Origin of the sequence: Shigella dysenteriae (genome assembly GCF_022354085.1) — a bacterium.
GTDB lineage: Bacteria > Pseudomonadota > Gammaproteobacteria > Enterobacterales > Enterobacteriaceae > Escherichia > Escherichia coli.
The window spans coordinates 2,576,438-2,596,125 of record NZ_CP055055.1; the positions used below are offsets into that span (position 1 = coordinate 2,576,438).

Genomic DNA, 19,688 nt, shown 5'->3' on the forward strand with positions numbered 1-19,688 from the left:
TTTGCGGCTAACGTCCTGCTTTTAACAATAACCAGATAAACACCGGCGCACCCAACGTTGCGGTGACCACGCCAATAGGCAGCTCTGCGGCAGCTAATGCCAGGCGCGCTACAATATCGGCCAGCAGCAATGCGCTCGCCCCTGCCAGCGCGCAGCCGGGAAGTAATACGCGATGATCGGTTAAACCACACAACCGAAGAATATGTGGGATCACCAGACCAATAAAGCCGATAGCACCCGCCAGCGCCACACTGACGCCAACCATCCAGCCGGTCGCTGCCACCAGCACATTGCGCCAGAACCACAGGGGTAAACCCAGTTGCCGCGCCGAGATCTCGCCAAGTGCTAACATATTCATCGGCCTGGACTGACAACAGATCCACAACAACACGGGGATCAATGCCAGCATCAGCCAGCTTTGCCGCCAGTCTACGCCGCCAAAACCGCCCATCATCCAGTACATCAGCTGACGTAAATCAACAGAGGTGGAAAAGTAGATAGCCCACGTCATTAGTGCGCTACAGATAATCCCTAATGCAACGCCAGCCAGCAATAACCGACTGGTCGAAAGATGACGACGGGCGAAACGTAAGAGTATTAAAGTGATGATAAGCGCGCCAGCAATCGCACACAGCCCTAGCGCCCAGTTGGGGAGTTGCCCTTGCCCAAGCAATACCGCGGCGATAAGCCCCACGCCTGCGCCGTTAGAGACGCCAAGTAGTCCAGGTTCTGCCAGAGGATTTTCAAACAACGCCTGCATTACAGCGCCGGATATAGCCAGCGCCGCACCAACCAGCAATACAGCCAGCGTACGTGGCAGGCGAATTTGCCAGACGAACAGTTCGCCACGAGGAGAAAACCAGTCACCTGGCGAGATCCATTGTTCACCGGCGCAAAGGCTTAAGAGAAGCGCCAGCAGCATCAAAACTGACAGGCATAATAACCAGCGAATATTTTGTCGCTGTTGTTGGCGGGCAAGTGTCAGCATGGTATCCGTTCTGCTGAAGTGTCATGGCGTTGATTTTACGGTGACTCTTCGACAGTGAAAAGAAAAAAGGCCGCAGAGCGGCCTTTTTAGTTAGATCAGATTACTCGTCTTTGGGCGAAGCGTTTTCGACCCGGCTTTTTAACTTCTGCCCGGGTCTGAAGGTCACCACGCGCCGTGCTGTAATGGGAATATCCTCGCCCGTTTTCGGGTTACGTCCCGGGCGTTGATTCTTATCACGCAGATCGAAGTTACCAAAACCAGAGAGTTTCACCTGTTCGCCGTTTTCCAGAGCGCGACGGATCTCTTCGAAAAACAGTTCAACCAGTTCTTTGGCATCCCGCTTGCTAAGCCCAAGCTTATCAAACAGATATTCTGACATTTCAGCTTTTGTAAGCGCCATAGGTTCAATCCCTCAATGATGCCTGGAATCGCTCTTTTAATGCCTCTACACATTTGGCGACGGTAGCGGCAATCTCCTCTTCTTCGAGTGTACGGCTGGTATCTTGCAGGATCAGGCTTATGGCGAGGCTCTTATACCCCTCCGCAACACCCTTACCGCGGTACACGTCAAATAAGTTTACGCCAACTACCTGATTTACGCCAACTTTCTTACATTCGGATAAAATATCCGCTGCGGGAACGTTTTCTGCGACCACCACCGCGATGTCACGACGGTTCGCCGGGAAGCGAGAAATCTCGCGCGCCTGAGGCACCACGCGGTCTGCGAGCTTGTTCCACTCCAGTTCGAACACCAGAGTGCGACCGTTAAGATCCAGTTTACGTTCCAGTTCAGGATGAACAACCCCAACAAAACCAATACGTTCACCTTTCAGATAAATCGCTGCGGATTGCCCCGGATGCAGTGCCGGATTCGCTTCTGCACGGAACTCAACCTCATTCAGTTTACCGGTCAGGTCGAGAACGGATTCAAGATCGCCTTTCAAATCATAGAAATCAACGGTCTCTTTTGCCAGGTTCCAGTGCTCTTCGTAACGGTTACCGCAAATCACACCGGCTAACATCAGATCCTGACGAATGCCCAACGGTGCCTGAGTATCTGGTACGAAACGCAGACCGCTTTCGAAAATGCGCACACGGTTCTGCTGACGGTTCTGGTTGTACACCACGGTTGCCAGCAGGCCGGTCCACAGAGAAAGACGCATTGCTGACATTTCAACAGAGATCGGGCTTGGCAGCAGTAAGGCTTCAACGCCTGGATGGATCATCTGCTGCACTTTCGGATCAACGAAGCTATAGGTGATCACTTCCTGATAGCCTTTGTCGTTGAGCAGCGTTTTCACGCGCTTGAGCGACAGGTCAGCTTCACGGTGAGTACCCATAATCAGGCTTGCCTGTACCGGCTCATCCGGGATGTTGTTGTAGCCGTAAACACGCGCGACTTCTTCGACCAGATCTTCTTCAATCTCCATGTCGAAACGCCAGCTCGGCGCAACTGCCTGCCACTCGTCTTTGCCTTCGGTCACTTCGCAGCCGAGACGACGCAGAATGTCAGTTACCTGCTCATCCGCAATATGATGGCCGATCAGGCGATCCAGTTTGCTACGACGTAAAGTGATGGTTGCACGCTTCGGCAGCGTTGCTTCGTTGGTGATATCAATTACCGGGCCAGCCTCACCACCGCAGATGTCGATCAGCAGACGGGTCGCACGTTCCATCGCTTTGTGCTGCAGTGCCGGATCAACGCCACGCTCATAACGGTGAGACGCATCGGTATGCAGGCCATGACGACGAGCACGACCGGTGATAGACAGCGGGCTAAAGAAAGCGCATTCCAGCAGCACGTTTTGTGTTTCGTCATTCACGCCAGAGTGTTCGCCACCGAAGATGCCGCCCATCGCCAGCGCCTTGTTGTGGTCGGCGATGACCAGAGTGTCAGCATTCAGCTTCGCTTCAGTACCGTCGAGCAGCACCAGCGTTTCGCCCTCTTTCGCCATCCGCACCACAATGCCGCCTTCAATGCGATCTTTATCGAAAGCGTGCATCGGCTGGCCCAGTTCGAGCAGCACATAGTTGGTGACGTCAACAACTGCATCGATAGAACGGATCCCGCAACGACGCAGTTTTTCTTTCATCCACAGCGGAGTTGGCGCTTTAACGTTAATGCCTTTTACCACACGGCCAAGATAACGCGGGCAGGCTTCCGGCGCTTCGACTGTAATCGGCAGCGTGTCGTCGATGGTCGCACCAACCGGAACGATTTCCGGTTCAACCAGCGGCAGCTGATTCAGCACGGCAACGTCACGCGCAACACCAATGATACCTAAACAGTCTGCACGGTTTGGCGTTACGCTGATTTCGATGGTGTTGTCATCGAGTTTCAGGTATTCGCGGATGTCAGTGCCAATCGGCGCATCTGCAGGCAGTTCGATAATGCCGTTATGGTCGTCAGAAATTCCCAGCTCAGAAAAGGAGCACAGCATCCCTTCAGACGGTTCGCCGCGCAGTTTCGCCGCTTTAATTTTGAAATCACCCGGCAGAACAGCACCAATGGTCGCTACCGCCACACGCAGGCCCTGACGGCAGTTTGGCGCACCGCAGACGATGTCCAGCAGGCGATCGCCGCCGACATTCACTTTTGTCACACGCAGTTTGTCAGCGTTCGGATGCTGCGCACACTCAACCACTTCACCAACGACCACGCCGTGGAAGCTACCGGCAACCGGTTCTACACCGTCAACTTCCAGGCCCGCCATCGTGATTTGATTCGCCAGCGCATCGCTATCAATCGCCGGGTTCACCCATTCGCGTAACCACAGTTCACTGAATTTCATAATCTATTCCTGCCTTATTTAAACTGTTTGAGGAAACGCAGATCGTTTTCGAAGAATGAACGCAGGTCGGTGACGCCGTAACGCAACATAGTCAGACGCTCCATCCCCATCCCGAAGGCGAAACCAGAGTAAACTTCCGGGTCGATGCCGACGTTACGCAGCACGTTCGGATGCACCATCCCGCAGCCCAGTACTTCCAGCCATTTACCGTTTTTACCCATGACATCCACTTCTGCAGAAGGTTCGGTAAACGGGAAGTAGGAAGGACGGAAGCGAATCTGCAAATCTTCCTCAAAGAAGTTACGCAGGAAGTCGTGCAGCGTGCCTTTCAGGTTGGTAAAGCTGATGTTGGTATCAACAATCAGACCTTCCATCTGATGGAACATCGGCGTGTGAGTCTGGTCGTAGTCGTTACGATAAACACGGCCAGGCGCGATGATACGAATCGGTGGCTGCTGGGCTTTCATGGTGCGGATCTGTACGCCAGAGGTCTGGGTACGCAGCAGGCGGGTAGCGTCAAACCAGAAAGTGTCGTGGTCAGCGCGCGCCGGGTGGTGACCAGGAATGTTCAGAGCATCGAAGTTATGATAATCGTCTTCGATTTCCGGCCCGGTTGCCACGGTAAAGCCAAGCTCACCGAAGAAACTTTCGATACGGTCGATGGTACGGGTAACCGGATGCAGACCGCCGTTTTCAATGCGACGACCCGGCAGGGAGACATCAATCGTTTCCGCCGCCAGACGCGCATTCAGCGCTGCGCTTTCCAGTTCCGCTTTACGTGCATTCAGCGCCTGCTGAACCTGCTCTTTCGCTTCGTTGATAACCGCACCGGCTGCCGGACGCTCTTCTGGCGGCAGCTCACGCAGGGTCGTCATCTGAAGGGTTAAGTGCCCTTTTTTACCCAAATATTCGACGCGCACATTGTCTAACGCGGCAACATCTGACGCCTGGCTAATGGCCGCCTTCGCACTGGCAACCAGTTCTGCGAGATGTGACATGGTTTTCCTCATTGTGTCAGTGGTGACACTGGTTCGTTGGACTTAGAGCCTATCCCATCAGGCTATTTTACTTGCCATTTTGGTCCCGGGCAGTGCTCGAAATCCTCACGTACTTAAGTACGCTCCGGTTTCTCCGCACTGGCCGTATCCAGACTGGCTGCGACAATTACGCCTGATAGACTGGCTTTTTATTTTTCAAAACGCGCATACAAAAAAAGCCTCCACTGGGAGGCTTTCAGGCGCTGTTTTCCGTTTCTCTTCTCACGCGCTAGCCTCCTGGATTCAGGTGCTAAAGTAAAAAAAGAAGCGGAAAATAGCAGCATTCATTGCTTGCGTTACCTTTTGGTACTCTTCAAAAGACCTTTATTGAAAAGGCTACGGCGATAAAAGTCAATGTTTTGATGGCGTTGAAACGAAAAGAGGGAGACTAGCTCCCTCTTTCAACTGGCTTATGCCAGAGCTGCTTTCGCTTTTTCAACCAGAGCGGTGAACGCTACTTTGTCGAATACTGCGATATCAGCCAGGATCTTACGGTCGATTTCAACAGAGGCTTTTTTCAGGCCATTGATGAATTTGCTGTAAGAAATACCGTTCTGACGTGCTGCTGCGTTGATACGCGCAATCCACAGTTGACGGAACTGACGCTTACGTTGACGACGGTCACGGTAAGCATACTGACCAGCTTTGATAACAGCCTGGAAGGCAACGCGGTATACGCGAGAACGTGCACCGTAGTAGCCTTTAGCTTGTTTCAAAATTTTCTTGTGACGTGCGCGTGCAATAACACCACGTTTTACGCGAGCCATATGTGCTCTCCTGTATCTATATTCTAATTAAAAAGTTAAAAACGTTAACGGCTTATGCGTACGGCAGGCACGCGATTACCAGGCCCAGATCGCCTTTGGAAACCATGGCTTTCGGACGCAGGTGACGTTTACGTTTGGTCGCTTTTTTGGTCAGAATGTGACGCAGGTTAGCGTGCTTGTGCTTAAAACCACCTTTACCGGTTTTTTTGAAGCGCTTAGCAGCACCGCGTACGGTCTTAATTTTTGGCATTTTAATAACTTCCACTTCGCATTGTTAATAAACGAAACAAAGGCGAACAAAGCCTGTGAAGCCCGAAGGCTCCACAGACAGTGCTACTTGAAGGCCTTACTGTTTCTTCTTAGGAGCGAGCACCATGATCATCTGGCGGCCTTCGATCTTCGTTGGGAAGGATTCGACCACTGCCAGTTCTTGCAAATCGTCTTTCACGCGATTAAGCACTTCCATACCGATTTGCTGGTGCGCCATCTCACGACCGCGGAAACGCAGCGTGATTTTGGCTTTATCACCCTCTTCGAGAAAGCGAATCAGGCTGCGGAGTTTTACCTGATAGTCGCCTTCATCTGTACCAGGACGGAATTTAATTTCCTTAACCTGGATAACTTTTTGCTTTTTCTTCTGTTCCTTAGAAGACTTGCTCTTTTCATAGAGGAATTTGCCGTAATCCATTATACGACAAACCGGCGGCTCGGCGTTAGGGCTGATCTCGACTAAGTCTACTCCGGCTTCTTCTGCTTTCTCCAGAGCTTCTCTCAGACTCACAATACCAAGCTGCTCGCCTTCCAGACCTGTTAAGCGAACTTCCTGGGCGCGAATTTCGCCATTGATACGGTTAGGGCGCGCCGTTTGAACTCGTTTTCCGCCTTTAATACCTTATTCCTCCAATTGTTTAAGACTGCGGCTGCGAATCTCTTGTTGCAGCTTCTCGATCACTTCATTTACGTCCATGCTTCCCAGGTCTTTACCACGGCGGGTGCGAACGGCAACTTTGCCTGATTCCACCTCTTTATCACCACAGACCAGCATATATGGGACGCGACGCAAAGTGTGCTCGCGGATTTTAAAGCCAATCTTCTCATTTCTCAAGTCTGCTTTAACACGAATGCCCGCATTTGATAGTTTTTGCGTCAATTCGTTAACGTAATCAGACTGTGAATCGGTAATATTCATGATAACAACCTGAACCGGCGCAAGCCAGGTCGGGAAGAAACCAGCGAATTCTTCGGTCAGGATACCGATGAAACGTTCCATCGACCCAAGAATTGCGCGGTGAATCATTACCGGTACCTTACGCTCGTTGTCTTCGCCCACATAGGAGGCGCTCAGACGAGACGGCAAGGAGAAGTCCAGCTGTACTGTACCGCACTGCCATGCACGATCGAGGCAGTCATACAGGGTAAATTCAATTTTCGGACCGTAGAAAGCGCCTTCACCCAGTTGATATTCAAACGGGATGTTGTTTTCTTCCAGCGCAACCGCCAGGTCCGCCTCAGCACGATCCCACATTTCGTCGCTGCCAATACGTTTTTCAGGACGAGTGGAGAGTTTGACGACGATCTTCTCGAAGCCAAAAGTGCTGTACATATCATAGACTAAACGGATACATCCGTTAACTTCATCGCGAATTTGTTCTTCAGTACAGAAGATATGCGCGTCATCCTGGGTAAATCCACGCACGCGCATCAGGCCATGCAGCGAACCTGACGGCTCGTTACGGTGGCAGCTACCAAACTCGGCCATACGCAGCGGCAGATCGCGATACGACTTCAGCCCCTGGTTGAAAATTTGTACGTGACCCGGGCAGTTCATCGGCTTAATGCAGTATTCACGGTTCTCAGAAGACGTGGTGAACATTGCATCTTTGTAGTTGTCCCAGTGACCGGTTTTTTCCCACAGGACACGGTCCATCATGAACGGACCTTTAACTTCCTGATACTGGTACTCTTTCAGTTTAGAACGAACAAACACTTCCAGTTCACGGAAGATGGTCCAGCCGTCGTTGTGCCAGAATACCATACCCGGCGCTTCTTCCTGCATATGGTACAGGTCGAGCTGTTTACCGATTTTACGGTGGTCGCGTTTCGCGGCTTCTTCCAGGCGCTGCAGGTAAGCGTTAAGCGCTTTTTTGTCTGCCCACGCCGTACCGTAAATACGTTGCAACATTTTGTTGTTGCTGTCGCCACGCCAGTAAGCCCCTGCCGTTTTCATTAGTTTGAAATGATGGCAGAAACGCATGTTCGGTACGTGCGGACCGCGGCACATATCGACATATTCTTCATGGAAGTACAGACCTGGCTTGTCATCATGGGCGATGTTTTCGTCAAGAATGGAGACTTTGTAGCTCTCCCCACGGTTGGCGAAAGTTTCACGCGCTTCGTGCCAGCTGACTTTCTTCTTAATGACGTCGTAGTTTTTCTCAGCAAGCTCATGCATCCGCTTCTCGAGTGCTTCGACATCTTCCTGGGTTAACGTGCGGTCAAGATCAACGTCGTAATAAAAACCGTTGTCAATAACCGGGCCGATTGCCATTTTGGTATGCGGCCAAAGTTGTTTAATCGCGTGCCCTAACAGGTGCGCACAGGAGTGACGAATGATCTCCAGACCTTCTTCGTCTTTGGCGGTAATGATCGACAGTTGTGCGTCGTTTTCAATCAGATCGCAAGCATCAACCAGTTCGCCATTAACGCGCCCTGCGATACAGGCTTTCGCCAGACCTGGACCAATGTCCAGCGCAACATCCATGGGGCTTACAGCGTGGTCGTAATGGCGTTGGCTGCCATCAGGAAGAGTTATAACAGGCATTTTATATCCTTATTTGCAGTGGTGACCCACACGAAAGATCACATACAAAGAAAAATTTGTTTATTAACAGTTCATTGCGAAACCATCTAGCCAACAAATGCTAAATTGGTTCGCAATCAGGTACACAAATGAAAGACATTAACCTCTCACCTTCCACCCGGTTGAGCGATGTTAACACTAAAAAAAGGGAGATTGTACCTTTCCGTTTCACATTGATTCGATTCGCAATTCGTTTGTAGTGAGTACACCAGCAAAACGCTTAAAGAACAACTGATAACATCACGGAGCGTCTGAAAGGTTTACTGCGAGCGGATTTACAGCAGCATAAACTGAATCCAGCAAAGTTCGTTGCATGATTTGGCGGTAGTATTTAAACGATCATGAGATTAATGACGAACTGGTCATATCACAATGATAAAAGTGACACAATTCTTATAGCAATTTTTCGTGCACATTTCGTTCTGGCGATAATAATTAATCATCATCCTCAAAACCTCCAGACATATATAAGGCGAATAGATTATGAGTCAAAACGACATTATTATCAGAACTCATTATAAGTCTCCTCATAGAATGCACATCGATAGCGACATACCAACGCCTTCATCAGAGCCTATTAATCAATTTGCGCGCCAACTCATCACCCTACTTGATACCTCTGACTTAAGTTCGATGCTGTCATACTGTGTTACTCAGGAATTTACCGCAAACTGTCGAAAAATATCACAAAATTGTTATTCCACTGCCCTTTTTACCATTAACTTTGCCACTTCACCCATCCATGCAAAAAATATACTCATTACATTACACTATAAAAAAGAAATCATTTCCTTATTACTGGAAACCACGCCTATTAAAGCTAACCATTTGCGAAGCATACTGGATTATATTGAACAGGAACAGTTAACTGCCGAAAATCGTAACCATTGTATGAAACTGTCTAAAAAAATCCATAGAGAAAAAACTATACAACCAACAGTAAATCTCAATGGTAGTGCATTTTTTTCGCAATCTCCTTCTGACGCTATTTTTTGTCGCCATCTGTCATTGCAATACGCACTTGATTCATTGAGAAATGGAAAAGGCAAGGTTAACCTGATTAAACATTACTCCTCCGTTGAATCCATACAGCAGCATGTCCCCTTAGTCCGGGACGCGGAGTTCAGAGCATTACTTCGCCATCCTCCTGCAGGGAGTCGCGTTATCGCGAGTAAGGATTTTGGCTTCGCTTTAGATATTTTCTTCTGTCGAATGATGGCAAACAATGTCAGTCATATGTCTGCGATTTTATATATAGACAATCATACTTTGTCAGTAAGGCTACGAATAAAGCAGTCGGCGTATGGGCAATTAAATTATGTTGTGTCCGTTTACGACCCGAACGATACCAACGTTGCCGTCAGAGGCACCCACAGGACAGCACGGGGCTTTCTCTCGCTTGATAAGTTCATCAGTTCAGGTCCCGATGCTCAGACCTGGGCTGATAGGTATGTTCGCAACTGTGCAATTGCTATTCTGCCCCTATTACCTGAGGGAGTTCCAGGGGCTATTTTCACGGGTATCGCGACACGAATGCCATTTGCCCCTATGCATCCATCGGCAATGTTGTTAATAATGGCCACAGGCCAGACTCAACAGCTTATTACATTATTCAGACAGTTGCCCATACTCCCTGAAAAAGAAATCATTGAAATAATAACTGCGCAGAATAGCGTTGGTACACCTGCTTTATTTTTGGCTATGATGAACGGACATACTGACAACGTGAAAATATTTATGCAAGAAATTCAGTCACTGGTAGATAATCACATCATTCATGAAGATAATCTGGTTAAATTACTGCAAACTAAAAGTGCTAACGAAACACCTGGACTTTATATCTCCATGTTGTATGGATTCGATGAGATAATCGATATCTTTCTGAATACATTAACCGCTCCAATAGCACAAAAGCATTTAAACAAAAAAATGGTGATGGATATTTTAGCCATGAAAACACGTGATGGTGAACCAGGGTTATTTGCTGCAATGGAAAATAATCACCCGTTGTGTGTCACACGGTTCCTATCTAAAATTTATGGAATCGCTGTTAAATATAACCTCAGCAAAATTAACATCATAGATTTATTAAAAGGCGCAACAGTACATGGAACCCCTGCTTTATACATCGCTATGAGCAAGGGTAATAAAGACGTCATGTTATCTTATATATCGACGCTGGATACTTTTGCAAAAAAATATTCTTTTAGCCAACATCAGTTATTTACACTGTTGGCTGCTAAAAATCATGACAACATGTCAGCTGTTCATATAGCCATTCATCATAATCATTATAAAACTGTAGAAACATATTATGCTGCTATTAATGCAATCAGCCAAAGCCTGAGTTTTAGTGCTGATGAACTAAAGACGTATTTATAACCAGCTATTTATGATATTTGTATATCGATACATAATTTTATTTTTTCATAAAACGCAGAAACAGTGACCATGTGCACAACGCCACCCGACGGCTGTAATAACAAAAAATCCCTTGATGCCTGTCCCTTTTGTTACACTCCGTTATCACGCACAAGAGATATGCAGGACACTGGTATGCCGACTAAACGCTTTGATAAAAAACACTGGAAGATGGTGGTGGTGCTACTGGCAATCTGTGGCGCTATGTTGTTGCTACGTTGGGCAGCAATGATTTGGGGCTGAGCAGTGACAAACGAAGACAGCCAGACCGCATAACACGGTCCGGCAGATAATTTTACATGCTGTAGCCCAGCGATAAGGTTGTCCGACGGTCGGTATGTTCCGGTGCAGACTCTGGAGGTTCAGAGTTCCATGTGACGTTGTAAGCCACCTTCAGTCCAAAATGTTCATTAATAGCAATATTTAATGCGCTTTCGGAGTTCAGCGTTGTGTCTTCCGCGCCAAAGACGGAAACACCCTGCGTAAATTTAGCGTTGTCAGTCAGCTGCCATGCATAAGCACCGGAGGCATAGCCCAGCGGCTGAGTTTCACTGGCATTGTCGGTATATTTGTCGTAACGCACACCTGGACCGAATTCAAAGCGGAAACTGTGTACCGGGCCATTCAAAAACTGACGACCATAACCCGCGGTCAACACATCGCGCTCTCGATAGCCGTTATAACGGTCTGTCAGCCAGCTTGCCTGACCAAATAAATAGTCATAATCAGTTAAATTAAAACGGCTACGCCCGCCCGCCGCATATTTTTCTGAAGAACGCTCATCATTAGAAGAAGTATTACTGGCGTTCCCCCACAGCGACCAGGCAGTGGTTTGTCCATACCAGGTCATGGTGGTGTCAGCCGTAAGTGAGGAGCTTTTCGTATTGCCTGATTGTGCAAGATATCCTGCGTTCAGATTACCTTCGAAAGGTTTTTTAGCGCTGGCAGGATCGTCCATGACAGTAAAAACGGAATCATCGGCAGCTGCATTCAATGACGCAAACATGCCCCCCGCCAACATAACGATGGCAGGAACTGTCTTCAAAAGCTTCATTTATCAAGAGTCCGTACAACAAAAAAAGAGACCATCGCGGTCCCGGAAACTTTCTTAAGGATCAAAGATTAGCGTCCCTGGAAAGGTAACGAATTATAAAAAGGCTCGAATAACTTAGCAATGTATTCTTATTTCATTTTTTGAATAAGCATGTGGCGAAAACAGATTTTTATTTATATATATTTATCTGCAAAATTTTAAATAAAGCTCTAATAAATCATATTGTTAATTTCTTCACTTTCCGCTGATTCGGTGCCAGACTGAAATCAGCCTATAGGAGGAAATGATGGTACGTATCTATACGTTGACACTTGCGCCCTCTCTCGATAGCGCAACAATTACCCCGCAAATTTATCCCGAAGGAAAACTGCGCTGTACCGCACCGGTGTTCGAACCCGGGGGCGGCGGCATCAACGTCGCCCGCGCCATTGCCCATCTTGGAGGCAGTGCCACAGCGATCTTCCCGGCGGGTGGCGCGACCGGCGAACACCTGGTTTCACTGTTGGCGGATGAAAATGTCCCCGTCGCTACTGTAGAAGCCAAAGACTGGACCCGGCAGAATTTACACGTACATGTGGAAGCAAGCGGTGAGCAGTATCGTTTTGTTATGCCAGGCGCGGCATTAAATGAAGATGAGTTTCGCCAGCTTGAAGAGCAAGTTCTGGAAATTGAATCCGGGGCCATCCTGGTCATAAGCGGAAGCCTGCCGCCAGGTGTGAAGCTGGAAAAATTAACCCAACTGATTTCCGCTGCGCAAAACCAAGGGATCCGCTGCATCATCGACAGTTCTGGCGAAGCGTTAAGTGCAGCACTGGCGATTGGTAACATCGAGTTGGTTAAGCCTAACCAAAAAGAACTCAGTGCGCTGGTGAATCGCGAACTCACCCAGCCAGACGATGTCCGCAAAGCCGCGCAAGAAATCGTTAATAGCGGCAAGGCCAAACGGGTTGTCGTTTCCCTGGGTCCACAAGGAGCGCTGGGTGTTGATAGTGAAAACTGCATTCAGGTGGTGCCACCACCGGTGAAAAGCCAGAGTACCGTTGGCGCTGGTGATAGCATGGTCGGCGCGATGACACTGAAACTGGCAGAAAATGCCTCTCTTGAAGAGATGGTTCGTTTTGGCGTAGCTGCGGGGAGTGCAGCCACACTCAATCAGGGAACACGTCTGTGCTCCCATGACGATACGCAAAAAATTTACGCTTACCTTTCCCGCTAACAAAAACATTCCCCCAGTATTGGGGGAATCATCACCAACCTGTCGGCAACGCGTTTCTCCGACTATGCTCAAAAGTCATGTGATAACAAAGGGGTGAACTATGGCCAGTGGCGATCTTGTCCGTTATGTCATAACCGTCATGTTGCATGAGGATACATTGACTGAAATTAACGAGTTGAATAATTACCTGACTCGCGACGGTTTTTTGCTCACCATGACGGATGATGAGGGAAATATCCATGAGCTGGGGACTAACACTTTTGGACTTATCAGTACCCAAAGTGAAGAAGAAATTAGAGAACTGGTTTCGGGGCTTACCCAAAGTGCAACCGGCAAAGATCCTGAAATCACCATCACGACCTGGGAGGAATGGAATAGCAACAGAAAATAAATGGTTTTTGGGCAATAATCAGTCTGTGGTGTGCGTTAGCTCGTGTTTTTACACCGCATTCTTGCGCTAACCTTATGATCTGGCAGACAACATGGGAGAGACATCATGTGGCAGGCAATCAGTCGTCTTTTGAGCGAGCAGTTAGGTGAAGGCGAAATCGAACTGCGTAATGAACTGCCTGGCGGAGAAGTCCATGCCGCATGGCATTTGCGCTATGCAGGACATGACTTTTTCGTCAAATGTGATGAAAGGGAACTGCTTCCCGGTTTTACCGCCGAAGCCGACCAACTGGAGTTACTGTCGCGTAGTAAAACCGTCACCGTGCCTAAGGTTTGGGCAGTAGGCGCTGACCGTGACTACAGTTTTCTGGTGATGGATTATCTCCCACCTCGTCCGCTGGATGCGCATAGCGCATTTATTCTTGGTCAGCAAATTGCGCGTTTACATCAATGGAGTGACCAACCACAATTTGGCCTCGATTTTGATAACTCGCTCTCCACAACTCCACAGCCCAACACCTGGCAACGTCGCTGGTCAACGTTTTTTGCTGAACAACGGATTGGCTGGCAGTTGGAACTGGCAGCAGAGAAAGGGATCGCTTTCGGCAATATCGACGCCATCGTCGAGCATATTCAGCAGCGTCTCGCCTCACATCAACCGCAGCCTTCTCTGTTGCACGGCGATTTATGGTCCGGCAACTGTGCGCTGGGTCCGGATGGCCCGTACATTTTCGACCCGGCTTGCTACTGGGGTGACCGAGAGTGCGACCTGGCGATGTTACCGCTGCATACTGAACAGCCGCCACAAATCTATGACGGCTATCAGTCAGTATCCCCGCTACCTGCCGATTTCCTTGAACGTCAACCGGTTTACCAACTCTACACGCTGTTAAATCGTGCAAGATTATTTGGCGGTCAGCATTTGGTTATTGCTCAGCAGTCACTGGATAGATTATTAGCAGCATGATATGGGTTGAGGATAATGGCCGCTCCGTGCGGCCTTTTGATTAAATAAACCCAAGCAGAGAAAAGAACACATAACCTGCAGCAATACAAATAACCGGCAGGATATACAGTGAGAAAAACTGTAGGAAAATAGTATGGTGCGGAACAACAATACGTGACTCAATTTGTTCACGCGTTAGCCCCTCTTCCCCTTTGGCTTTTTCCAGAATGAGTTGATCTTCAACACCTTCCCGCAAGAAGCGCGCCTGGCGACTCATCCGGGCACCGGAATCCTGCAACGCCAGTCCGACAAAAATCAGGATGAAAATCACCCAGAACATAGCGTTCACGCCACCATTAAAATTGGGCGTCGGGGAGTTATACCAGAATAGATTCAAAAAAGGCGTATTCGCCTGCATCATATCGATCATGACATGAGTAAAGTCGAGCATGACCGCATTAATGCCTTCCTGGTTTTCCTGTCGGGTATTCATAAATTTCAGCAAAGAAATCAATGTAGAGATCAATGCAGGTATAAAAATCACCCAACCCAAAATCCTTTTCAAAACAGCAATGCGTCCAGCTTGTTGATACGTCATGAGTTCTCCTTGATTAAGACGCGTCGTTTCACTTAGTTTACCTGTAGATATCTGTTTTCGCCCATTCTTTAAAGGCGATATGATAGGCGCTTAATCATAAGCACGGCTTAATACCTTACACATAATGCTCTAAAGGAGAGGTTGTAATGTCAACCCCGCGTCAGATTCTTGCTGCAATTTTTGATATGGATGGATTACTTATCGACTCAGAACCTTTATGGGATCGAGCCGAACTGGATGTGATGGCAAGCCTGGGGGTGGATATCTCCCGTCGTAACGAGCTGCCGGACACCTTAGGTTTACGCATCGATATGGTGGTCGATCTTTGGTACGCCCGGCAACCGTGGAATGGGCCAAGCCGTCAGGAAGTAGTAGAACGGGTTATTGCCCGTGCCATTTCACTGGTTGAAGAGACACGTCCATTATTACCAGGCGTGCGCGAAGCCGTTGCGTTATGCAAAGAACAAGGTTTATTGGTGGGACTGGCCTCCGCGTCACCACTACATATGCTGGAAAAAGTGTTGACCATGTTTGACTTACGCGACAGTTTCGATGCCCTCGCCTCGGCCGAAAAACTGCCTTACAGCAAGCCGCATCCGCAAGTATATCTCGACTGCGCAGCAAAACTGGGCGTTGACCCACTGACCTGCGTAGCGCTGGAGGATTCGGTAAATGGCATGATCGCCTCTAAAGCAGCCCGCATGCGTTCCATCGTCGTTCCTGCGCCAGAAGCGCAAAATGATCCACGTTTTGTATTAGCAAACGTCAAACTCTCATCGCTGACAGAACTCACCGCAAAAGACCTTCTCGGTTAATGACCAGGGGCAGTGATCACGCTGCCCCTGGTTCTTTATCTGAATTTGCATTCAACTGACGGATTAATCGTCAATTTAAGAGAAAGAGTTACACCGTCACCACTTCCGTGCACTGTATAAAAATCCTATACTGTACGTATCGACAGTTTAGTGAGTTTTATCATGACGGCGGAAGGTCACCTTCTCTTTTCTATTGCTTGTGCGGTATTTGCCAAAAATGCCGAGCTGACGCCCGTGCTGGCACAGGGTGACTGGTGGCATATTGTCCCTTCCGCAATCCTGACGTGTTTGTTACCGGACATCGATCACCCAAAGTCGTTTCTTGGGCAGCGATTAAAGTGGATATCAAAACCGATCGCCCGCGCTTTTGGGCATCGTGGTTTTACCCACAGTCTGCTGGCGGTATTTGCGCTGCTGGCAACCTTTTACCTTAAGGTTCCTGAAAGCTGGTTCATTCCGGCTGATGCGCTACAAGGAATGGTGCTGGGTTATTTAAGCCACATACTTGCCGATATGCTGACACCCGCCGGTGTTCCCCTGCTCTGGCCATGCCGCTGGCGTTTCCGCTTGCCTATCCTGGTTCCCCAAAAGGGTAACCAACTGGAACGTTTTATCTGCATGGCATTATTTGTCTGGTCGGTATGGATGCCCCATTCATTACCCGAGAACAGCGCTGTTCGTTGGTCATCGCAAATGATCAATACCTTGCAGATCCAGTTTCATCGGCTTATTAAGCATCAGGTTGAATACTAAAAAGGCAAAAATCACCTTTCTGGAATAAGCAATTCCATTTGAATATAAGAGCCAGCTCACAGTTCTGTTAATCTTGCGCCAACACTATGACTGCTACGCAGTGATAGAAATAATAAGATCAGGAGAACGGGGATGAACTTTCCATTAATTGCGAACATCGTGGTGTTCGTTGTACTGCTGTTTGCGCTGGCTCAGACCCGCCATAAACAGTGGAGTCTGGCGAAAAAAGTGCTGGTGGGTCTGGTGATGGGTGTGGTTTTTGGCCTTGCCCTGCATACCATTTATGGTTCTGACAGCCAGGTACTTAAAGATTCTGTACAGTGGTTTAACATCGTTGGTAACGGCTATGTTCAACTGCTGCAAATGATCGTTATGCCGTTAGTCTTCGCCTCTATTCTGAGCGCGGTTGCCCGTCTGCATAACGCATCTCAGTTAGGCAAAATCAGTTTTCTGACCATCGGTACGCTTTTGTTTACCACGCTGATTGCGGCGCTGGTCGGTGTGCTGGTCACCAACCTGTTTGGTTTGACGGCTGAAGGTCTGGTTCAGGGTGGTGCAGAAACTGCACGTCTGAACGCCATCGAAAGTAACTATGTTGGTAAAGTCTCTGACCTGAGCGTTCCGCAGCTGGTCTTGTCCTTTATCCCGAAAAACCCGTTTGCCGATCTGACCGGAGCCAATCCGACGTCAATTATCAGCGTGGTAATTTTTGCCGCATTCCTCGGTGTAGCTGCGCTGAAACTGCTGAAGGATGATGCGCCGAAAGGTGAACGCGTCTTAACCGCTATCGATACCCTGCAAAGCTGGGTGATGAAACTAGTTCGCCTGGTCATGCAGTTGACCCCTTACGGCGTTCTGGCACTAATGACCAAAGTGGTTGCAGGTTCTAACCTGCAAGACATCATCAAACTGGGAAGTTTCGTTGTCGCGTCCTACCTCGGTCTGCTGATTATGTTTGCAGTGCATGGCATTCTGCTGGGCATTAATGGCGTGAGTCCGCTGAAGTACTTCCGTAAGGTATGGCCTGTGCTGACGTTTGCCTTTACCAGCCGTTCCAGTGCTGCGTCTATCCCACTGAATGTGGAAGCACAAACGCGTCGTCTGGGCGTTCCTGAATCCATCGCCAGTTTCGCCGCCTCTTTCGGTGCGACCATTGGTCAGAACGGCTGCGCCGGTTTGTATCCGGCAATGCTGGCGGTGATGGTTGCGCCTACGGTTGGCATTAACCCGCTGGACCCGATGTGGATTGCGACGCTGGTCGGTATTGTTACCGTTAGCTCCGCAGGCGTTGCCGGTGTCGGTGGTGGTGCAACTTTCGCCGCACTGATTGTGCTGCCTGCGATGGGCCTGCCAGTAACCCTGGTGGCGCTGTTAATCTCCGTTGAACCGCTTATCGACATGGGCCGTACGGCGCTAAACGTTAGTGGCTCGATGACAGCTGGCACGCTGACCAGCCAGTGGCTGAAGCAAACCGATAAAGCCATTCTGGATAGCGAAGACGACGCCGAACTGGCACACCATTAATTCTTATGCTGGCAACGGTCCGTTTTGTATAGGGGCCGTTGCCTTACTTTTTAAATGTTCCATCGCGGCGATGCATACTGACTCATATTTAAACAGATCGTCAGCGAAAAAAATGTCCAACTTATCAATACATTCCTGGCTCAATGAATGTGCCTGTAGCGAGAAGCTTAAAACCTCATACCCGAGACGTTTTCTAAGTGAACTATCTGGAATACTCATAATATCTTCAAGTATACCACTTCCCATTCCCGGAAGATTTAGTGGATTAAAAAGAAGATTGATATTAAGCATTGATATTATCGAAGGAAACTTTAGGAGACTCTCATTTTTTTGAATCGCAGCAAAAATGCTCCCGACAGGATGTATATAATTTTGTTCATAGTATATAGTCCTTAAATAGTGAATAACCAGCCTGTTTTTTATACTGATCAAATTGGTCATTTTTTCTGGGCGAAATACAGAAGTGACATCCATTCCAATAAAATCTTTATTTATACCTCTTATCCGAATTTCACTACCATAAAGATTATTAATTATTACTCTATATTTAACATTGTCCTGCAGATATGTATCAAAACTAAGTGCTGGCGCTCCTGGCTTTGAGGCATCATAGTTAATGTTAGACATATAGGCAATCATATAATTAAAGTTTGATTCTGCTATTTCATCGCAGTCACATTGCCCCGTTGATATAAAGAAAGTGAGTGCTGTCATAGTAGACTGCAGCCTTTCTTTAAAAGAGTCGAAAGCCAGGCTTTTAATATTTAAATCACCATAATTACTCTGTATTAAGTTTGTAGAAAACATCTCCCGCCTCATATTGTTAACAAAATTATTATCTCATTTAAATCTAAGTCATTTACAATATAAGTTTAAGAGCGACGCCACAGGATGAACTATCAAAAATAGCTCATCATGATTAGCAAAACTTAACCATTTTAAAATAAATAAACAATTAAAGAAAAAAGATCACTTATTTATAGCAATAGATCGTCAAAGGCAGCTTTTTGTTACAGGTGGTTTGAATGAATGTAGCAATGAAATACAAAATTTCAGGCCATGTAACTCCCGGCAAAACCGGGAGGTACGTAATCCTTACTCAGTCACTTCCCCTTCCTGGCGGATCTGATTTGCCCAACGCTGGGCGGATTCAGGCACAGTAAACGCCGGTGAGCGCAGAAATGACTCTCCCATCAGTACAAACGCAACATATTTGCCACGCAGCATCCAGACATCACGAAACGAATCCATCTTTATCGCATGTTCTGGCGGCGCGGGTTCCGTGCGTGGGACATAGCTAATAATCTGGCGGTTTTGCTGGCGGAGCGGTTTCTTCATTACTGGCTTCACTAAACGCATATTAAAAATCAGAAAAACTGTAGTTTAGCCGATTTAGCCCCTGTACGTCCCGCTTTGCGTGTATTTCATAACACCGTTTCCAGAATAGTCTCCGAAGTGGGATCTGGCTGGTGGTCTATAGTTAGAGAGTTTTTTGACCAAAACAGCGGCCCTTTCAGTAATAAATTA

The 19,688-nt window shown here is 48.1% G+C and carries 21 protein-coding genes and 1 other annotated feature; of the genes, 8 read left to right on the top strand and 13 right to left on the bottom strand.

The features are described from left to right. Positions 1-7: 7 nt before the first annotated feature. The 9 genes from btuC to thrS all read right to left on the bottom strand — a co-directional run bounded on the left by btuC (position 8) and on the right by thrS (position 8,405). Positions 8-988: a vitamin B12 ABC transporter permease BtuC gene (gene btuC, locus HUZ68_RS12290; RefSeq protein WP_000956517.1), complete on the bottom strand. Its 981-nt coding sequence runs from the start codon at positions 986-988 to the stop codon at positions 8-10. Positions 989-1,088: 100 nt separating this feature from the next. Beyond that, positions 1,089-1,388, bottom strand: a complete 300-nt coding sequence (gene ihfA / locus HUZ68_RS12295) for an integration host factor subunit alpha (protein ID WP_001229265.1) — start codon at positions 1,386-1,388, stop codon at positions 1,089-1,091. A 4-nt stretch (positions 1,389-1,392) separates the two neighbouring features. Beyond that, on the bottom strand, positions 1,393-3,780 hold the full coding sequence (gene pheT, locus HUZ68_RS12300) for a phenylalanine--tRNA ligase subunit beta (protein ID WP_000672327.1): 2,388 nt from the start codon (positions 3,778-3,780) through the stop codon (positions 1,393-1,395). Between the two features lie 14 nt (positions 3,781-3,794). After that, positions 3,795-4,778, bottom strand: a complete 984-nt coding sequence (pheS, locus tag HUZ68_RS12305; RefSeq protein ID WP_000018588.1) for a phenylalanine--tRNA ligase subunit alpha — start codon at positions 4,776-4,778, stop codon at positions 3,795-3,797. 208 nt (positions 4,779-4,986) lie between these two features. Then, positions 4,987-5,111: a sequence feature (Phe leader region), on the bottom strand. After that, positions 5,061-5,105, bottom strand: a complete 45-nt coding sequence (gene pheM, locus HUZ68_RS12310; protein WP_001386830.1) for a pheST operon leader peptide PheM — start codon at positions 5,103-5,105, stop codon at positions 5,061-5,063. (Overlaps the previous feature by 45 nt.) 116 nt (positions 5,112-5,227) lie before the next feature. Beyond that, a complete protein-coding gene (gene rplT, locus HUZ68_RS12315) occupies positions 5,228-5,584 on the bottom strand; it encodes a 50S ribosomal protein L20 (protein ID WP_000124850.1) in 357 nt (118 codons plus the stop codon). Positions 5,585-5,636: 52 nt separating this feature from the next. After that, the gene (gene rpmI / locus HUZ68_RS12320) at positions 5,637-5,834 is read right to left on the bottom strand and encodes a 50S ribosomal protein L35 (protein ID WP_001124225.1); all 198 of its coding nucleotides are present in this window, start codon (positions 5,832-5,834) and stop codon (positions 5,637-5,639) included. A 96-nt stretch (positions 5,835-5,930) separates the two neighbouring features. Further along, complete coding sequence (gene infC / locus HUZ68_RS12325; protein ID WP_001700733.1) at positions 5,931-6,473, bottom strand: translation initiation factor IF-3; 543 nt, start codon at positions 6,471-6,473, stop codon at positions 5,931-5,933. A 3-nt stretch (positions 6,474-6,476) separates the two neighbouring features. Then, entirely contained in the window at positions 6,477-8,405 is a 1,929-nt protein-coding gene (thrS, locus tag HUZ68_RS12330; RefSeq protein WP_001144199.1) for a threonine--tRNA ligase, read from the bottom strand. Positions 8,406-8,927: 522 nt separating this feature from the next. Here thrS and espL1 point away from each other — a divergent pair. Together espL1 and yniD are read left to right on the top strand one after the other, a co-directional pair. After that, positions 8,928-10,826, top strand: coding sequence for a type III secretion system effector EspL1 (gene espL1, locus HUZ68_RS12335; RefSeq protein WP_097470438.1), 1,899 nt, complete (start codon positions 8,928-8,930; stop codon positions 10,824-10,826). Between the two features lie 174 nt (positions 10,827-11,000). After that, positions 11,001-11,108 carry a small membrane protein YniD gene (gene yniD / locus HUZ68_RS12340; RefSeq protein WP_001142445.1) on the top strand — a complete coding sequence of 36 codons (108 nt, stop codon included), beginning with the start codon at positions 11,001-11,003 and terminating at the stop codon, positions 11,106-11,108. 52 nt (positions 11,109-11,160) lie between these two features. On the opposite strand, the gene HUZ68_RS12345 is transcribed toward yniD, so the two are convergent. Beyond that, positions 11,161-11,919, bottom strand: coding sequence for a DUF481 domain-containing protein (locus tag HUZ68_RS12345; protein WP_097470437.1), 759 nt, complete (start codon positions 11,917-11,919; stop codon positions 11,161-11,163). A gap of 286 nt (positions 11,920-12,205) precedes the next feature. Between HUZ68_RS12345 and pfkB the strand changes: the two genes are divergently transcribed. From pfkB to HUZ68_RS12360, 3 genes are all read left to right on the top strand, one after another. Continuing rightward, a complete protein-coding gene (gene pfkB, locus HUZ68_RS12350) occupies positions 12,206-13,135 on the top strand; it encodes a 6-phosphofructokinase II (protein ID WP_000251735.1) in 930 nt (309 codons plus the stop codon). 100 nt (positions 13,136-13,235) lie between these two features. Next, the gene (ghoS, locus tag HUZ68_RS12355) at positions 13,236-13,526 is read left to right on the top strand and encodes a type V toxin-antitoxin system endoribonuclease antitoxin GhoS (protein WP_000146159.1); all 291 of its coding nucleotides are present in this window, start codon (positions 13,236-13,238) and stop codon (positions 13,524-13,526) included. Between the two features lie 105 nt (positions 13,527-13,631). After that, entirely contained in the window at positions 13,632-14,492 is an 861-nt protein-coding gene (locus HUZ68_RS12360; protein WP_000267654.1) for a fructosamine kinase family protein, read from the top strand. 40 nt (positions 14,493-14,532) lie between these two features. On the opposite strand, the gene HUZ68_RS12365 is transcribed toward HUZ68_RS12360, so the two are convergent. Then, positions 14,533-15,069 (bottom strand): YniB family protein, encoded by a 537-nt coding sequence (locus HUZ68_RS12365; RefSeq protein ID WP_047644298.1) that lies wholly within the window; start codon positions 15,067-15,069, stop codon positions 14,533-14,535. 146 nt (positions 15,070-15,215) lie between these two features. Between HUZ68_RS12365 and hxpB the strand changes: the two genes are divergently transcribed. The 3 genes from hxpB (at position 15,216) to tcyP (ending at position 18,161) form a co-directional block, all read left to right on the top strand. Next, on the top strand, positions 15,216-15,884 hold the full coding sequence (gene hxpB / locus HUZ68_RS12370; protein ID WP_000106834.1) for a hexitol phosphatase HxpB: 669 nt from the start codon (positions 15,216-15,218) through the stop codon (positions 15,882-15,884). Between the two features lie 162 nt (positions 15,885-16,046). Then, complete coding sequence (locus HUZ68_RS12375) at positions 16,047-16,637, top strand: metal-dependent hydrolase (protein WP_001295408.1); 591 nt, start codon at positions 16,047-16,049, stop codon at positions 16,635-16,637. A 132-nt stretch (positions 16,638-16,769) separates the two neighbouring features. After that, positions 16,770-18,161, top strand: coding sequence for a cystine/sulfocysteine:cation symporter (tcyP, locus tag HUZ68_RS12380; RefSeq protein ID WP_001010706.1), 1,392 nt, complete (start codon positions 16,770-16,772; stop codon positions 18,159-18,161). Between the two features lie 3 nt (positions 18,162-18,164). On the opposite strand, the gene ydjO is transcribed toward tcyP, so the two are convergent. Both ydjO and cedA read right to left on the bottom strand, forming a co-directional pair. Continuing rightward, positions 18,165-18,968 (bottom strand): protein YdjO, encoded by an 804-nt coding sequence (ydjO, locus tag HUZ68_RS12385; protein ID WP_001313014.1) that lies wholly within the window; start codon positions 18,966-18,968, stop codon positions 18,165-18,167. 288 nt (positions 18,969-19,256) lie between these two features. Then, the gene (gene cedA, locus HUZ68_RS12390; protein WP_001241561.1) at positions 19,257-19,520 is read right to left on the bottom strand and encodes a cell division activator CedA; all 264 of its coding nucleotides are present in this window, start codon (positions 19,518-19,520) and stop codon (positions 19,257-19,259) included. Between the last annotated feature and the right edge of the window lie 168 nt (positions 19,521-19,688).

What these genes read in the sequence shown, in the direction of transcription:
- btuC (WP_000956517.1), bottom strand. Translation starts at nt 988, where the DNA reads ATGCTGACACTTGCCCGCCAACAACAGCGACAAAATATTCGCTGGTTA.
- ihfA (WP_001229265.1), bottom strand. Translation starts at nt 1,388, where the DNA reads ATGGCGCTTACAAAAGCTGAAATGTCAGAATATCTGTTTGATAAGCTT.
- pheT (WP_000672327.1), bottom strand. Translation starts at nt 3,780, where the DNA reads ATGAAATTCAGTGAACTGTGGTTACGCGAATGGGTGAACCCGGCGATT.
- pheS (WP_000018588.1), bottom strand. Translation starts at nt 4,778, where the DNA reads ATGTCACATCTCGCAGAACTGGTTGCCAGTGCGAAGGCGGCCATTAGC.
- rplT (WP_000124850.1), bottom strand. Translation starts at nt 5,584, where the DNA reads ATGGCTCGCGTAAAACGTGGTGTTATTGCACGCGCACGTCACAAGAAA.
- rpmI (WP_001124225.1), bottom strand. Translation starts at nt 5,834, where the DNA reads ATGCCAAAAATTAAGACCGTACGCGGTGCTGCTAAGCGCTTCAAAAAA.
- thrS (WP_001144199.1), bottom strand. Translation starts at nt 8,405, where the DNA reads ATGCCTGTTATAACTCTTCCTGATGGCAGCCAACGCCATTACGACCAC.
- espL1 (WP_097470438.1), top strand. Translation starts at nt 8,928, where the DNA reads ATGAGTCAAAACGACATTATTATCAGAACTCATTATAAGTCTCCTCAT.
- yniD (WP_001142445.1), top strand. Translation starts at nt 11,001, where the DNA reads ATGCCGACTAAACGCTTTGATAAAAAACACTGGAAGATGGTGGTGGTG.
- HUZ68_RS12345 (WP_097470437.1), bottom strand. Translation starts at nt 11,919, where the DNA reads ATGAAGCTTTTGAAGACAGTTCCTGCCATCGTTATGTTGGCGGGGGGC.
- pfkB (WP_000251735.1), top strand. Translation starts at nt 12,206, where the DNA reads ATGGTACGTATCTATACGTTGACACTTGCGCCCTCTCTCGATAGCGCA.
- ghoS (WP_000146159.1), top strand. Translation starts at nt 13,236, where the DNA reads ATGGCCAGTGGCGATCTTGTCCGTTATGTCATAACCGTCATGTTGCAT.
- HUZ68_RS12360 (WP_000267654.1), top strand. Translation starts at nt 13,632, where the DNA reads ATGTGGCAGGCAATCAGTCGTCTTTTGAGCGAGCAGTTAGGTGAAGGC.
- HUZ68_RS12365 (WP_047644298.1), bottom strand. Translation starts at nt 15,069, where the DNA reads ATGACGTATCAACAAGCTGGACGCATTGCTGTTTTGAAAAGGATTTTG.
- hxpB (WP_000106834.1), top strand. Translation starts at nt 15,216, where the DNA reads ATGTCAACCCCGCGTCAGATTCTTGCTGCAATTTTTGATATGGATGGA.
- HUZ68_RS12375 (WP_001295408.1), top strand. Translation starts at nt 16,047, where the DNA reads ATGACGGCGGAAGGTCACCTTCTCTTTTCTATTGCTTGTGCGGTATTT.
- tcyP (WP_001010706.1), top strand. Translation starts at nt 16,770, where the DNA reads ATGAACTTTCCATTAATTGCGAACATCGTGGTGTTCGTTGTACTGCTG.
- ydjO (WP_001313014.1), bottom strand. Translation starts at nt 18,968, where the DNA reads ATGTTTTCTACAAACTTAATACAGAGTAATTATGGTGATTTAAATATT.
- cedA (WP_001241561.1), bottom strand. Translation starts at nt 19,520, where the DNA reads ATGCGTTTAGTGAAGCCAGTAATGAAGAAACCGCTCCGCCAGCAAAAC.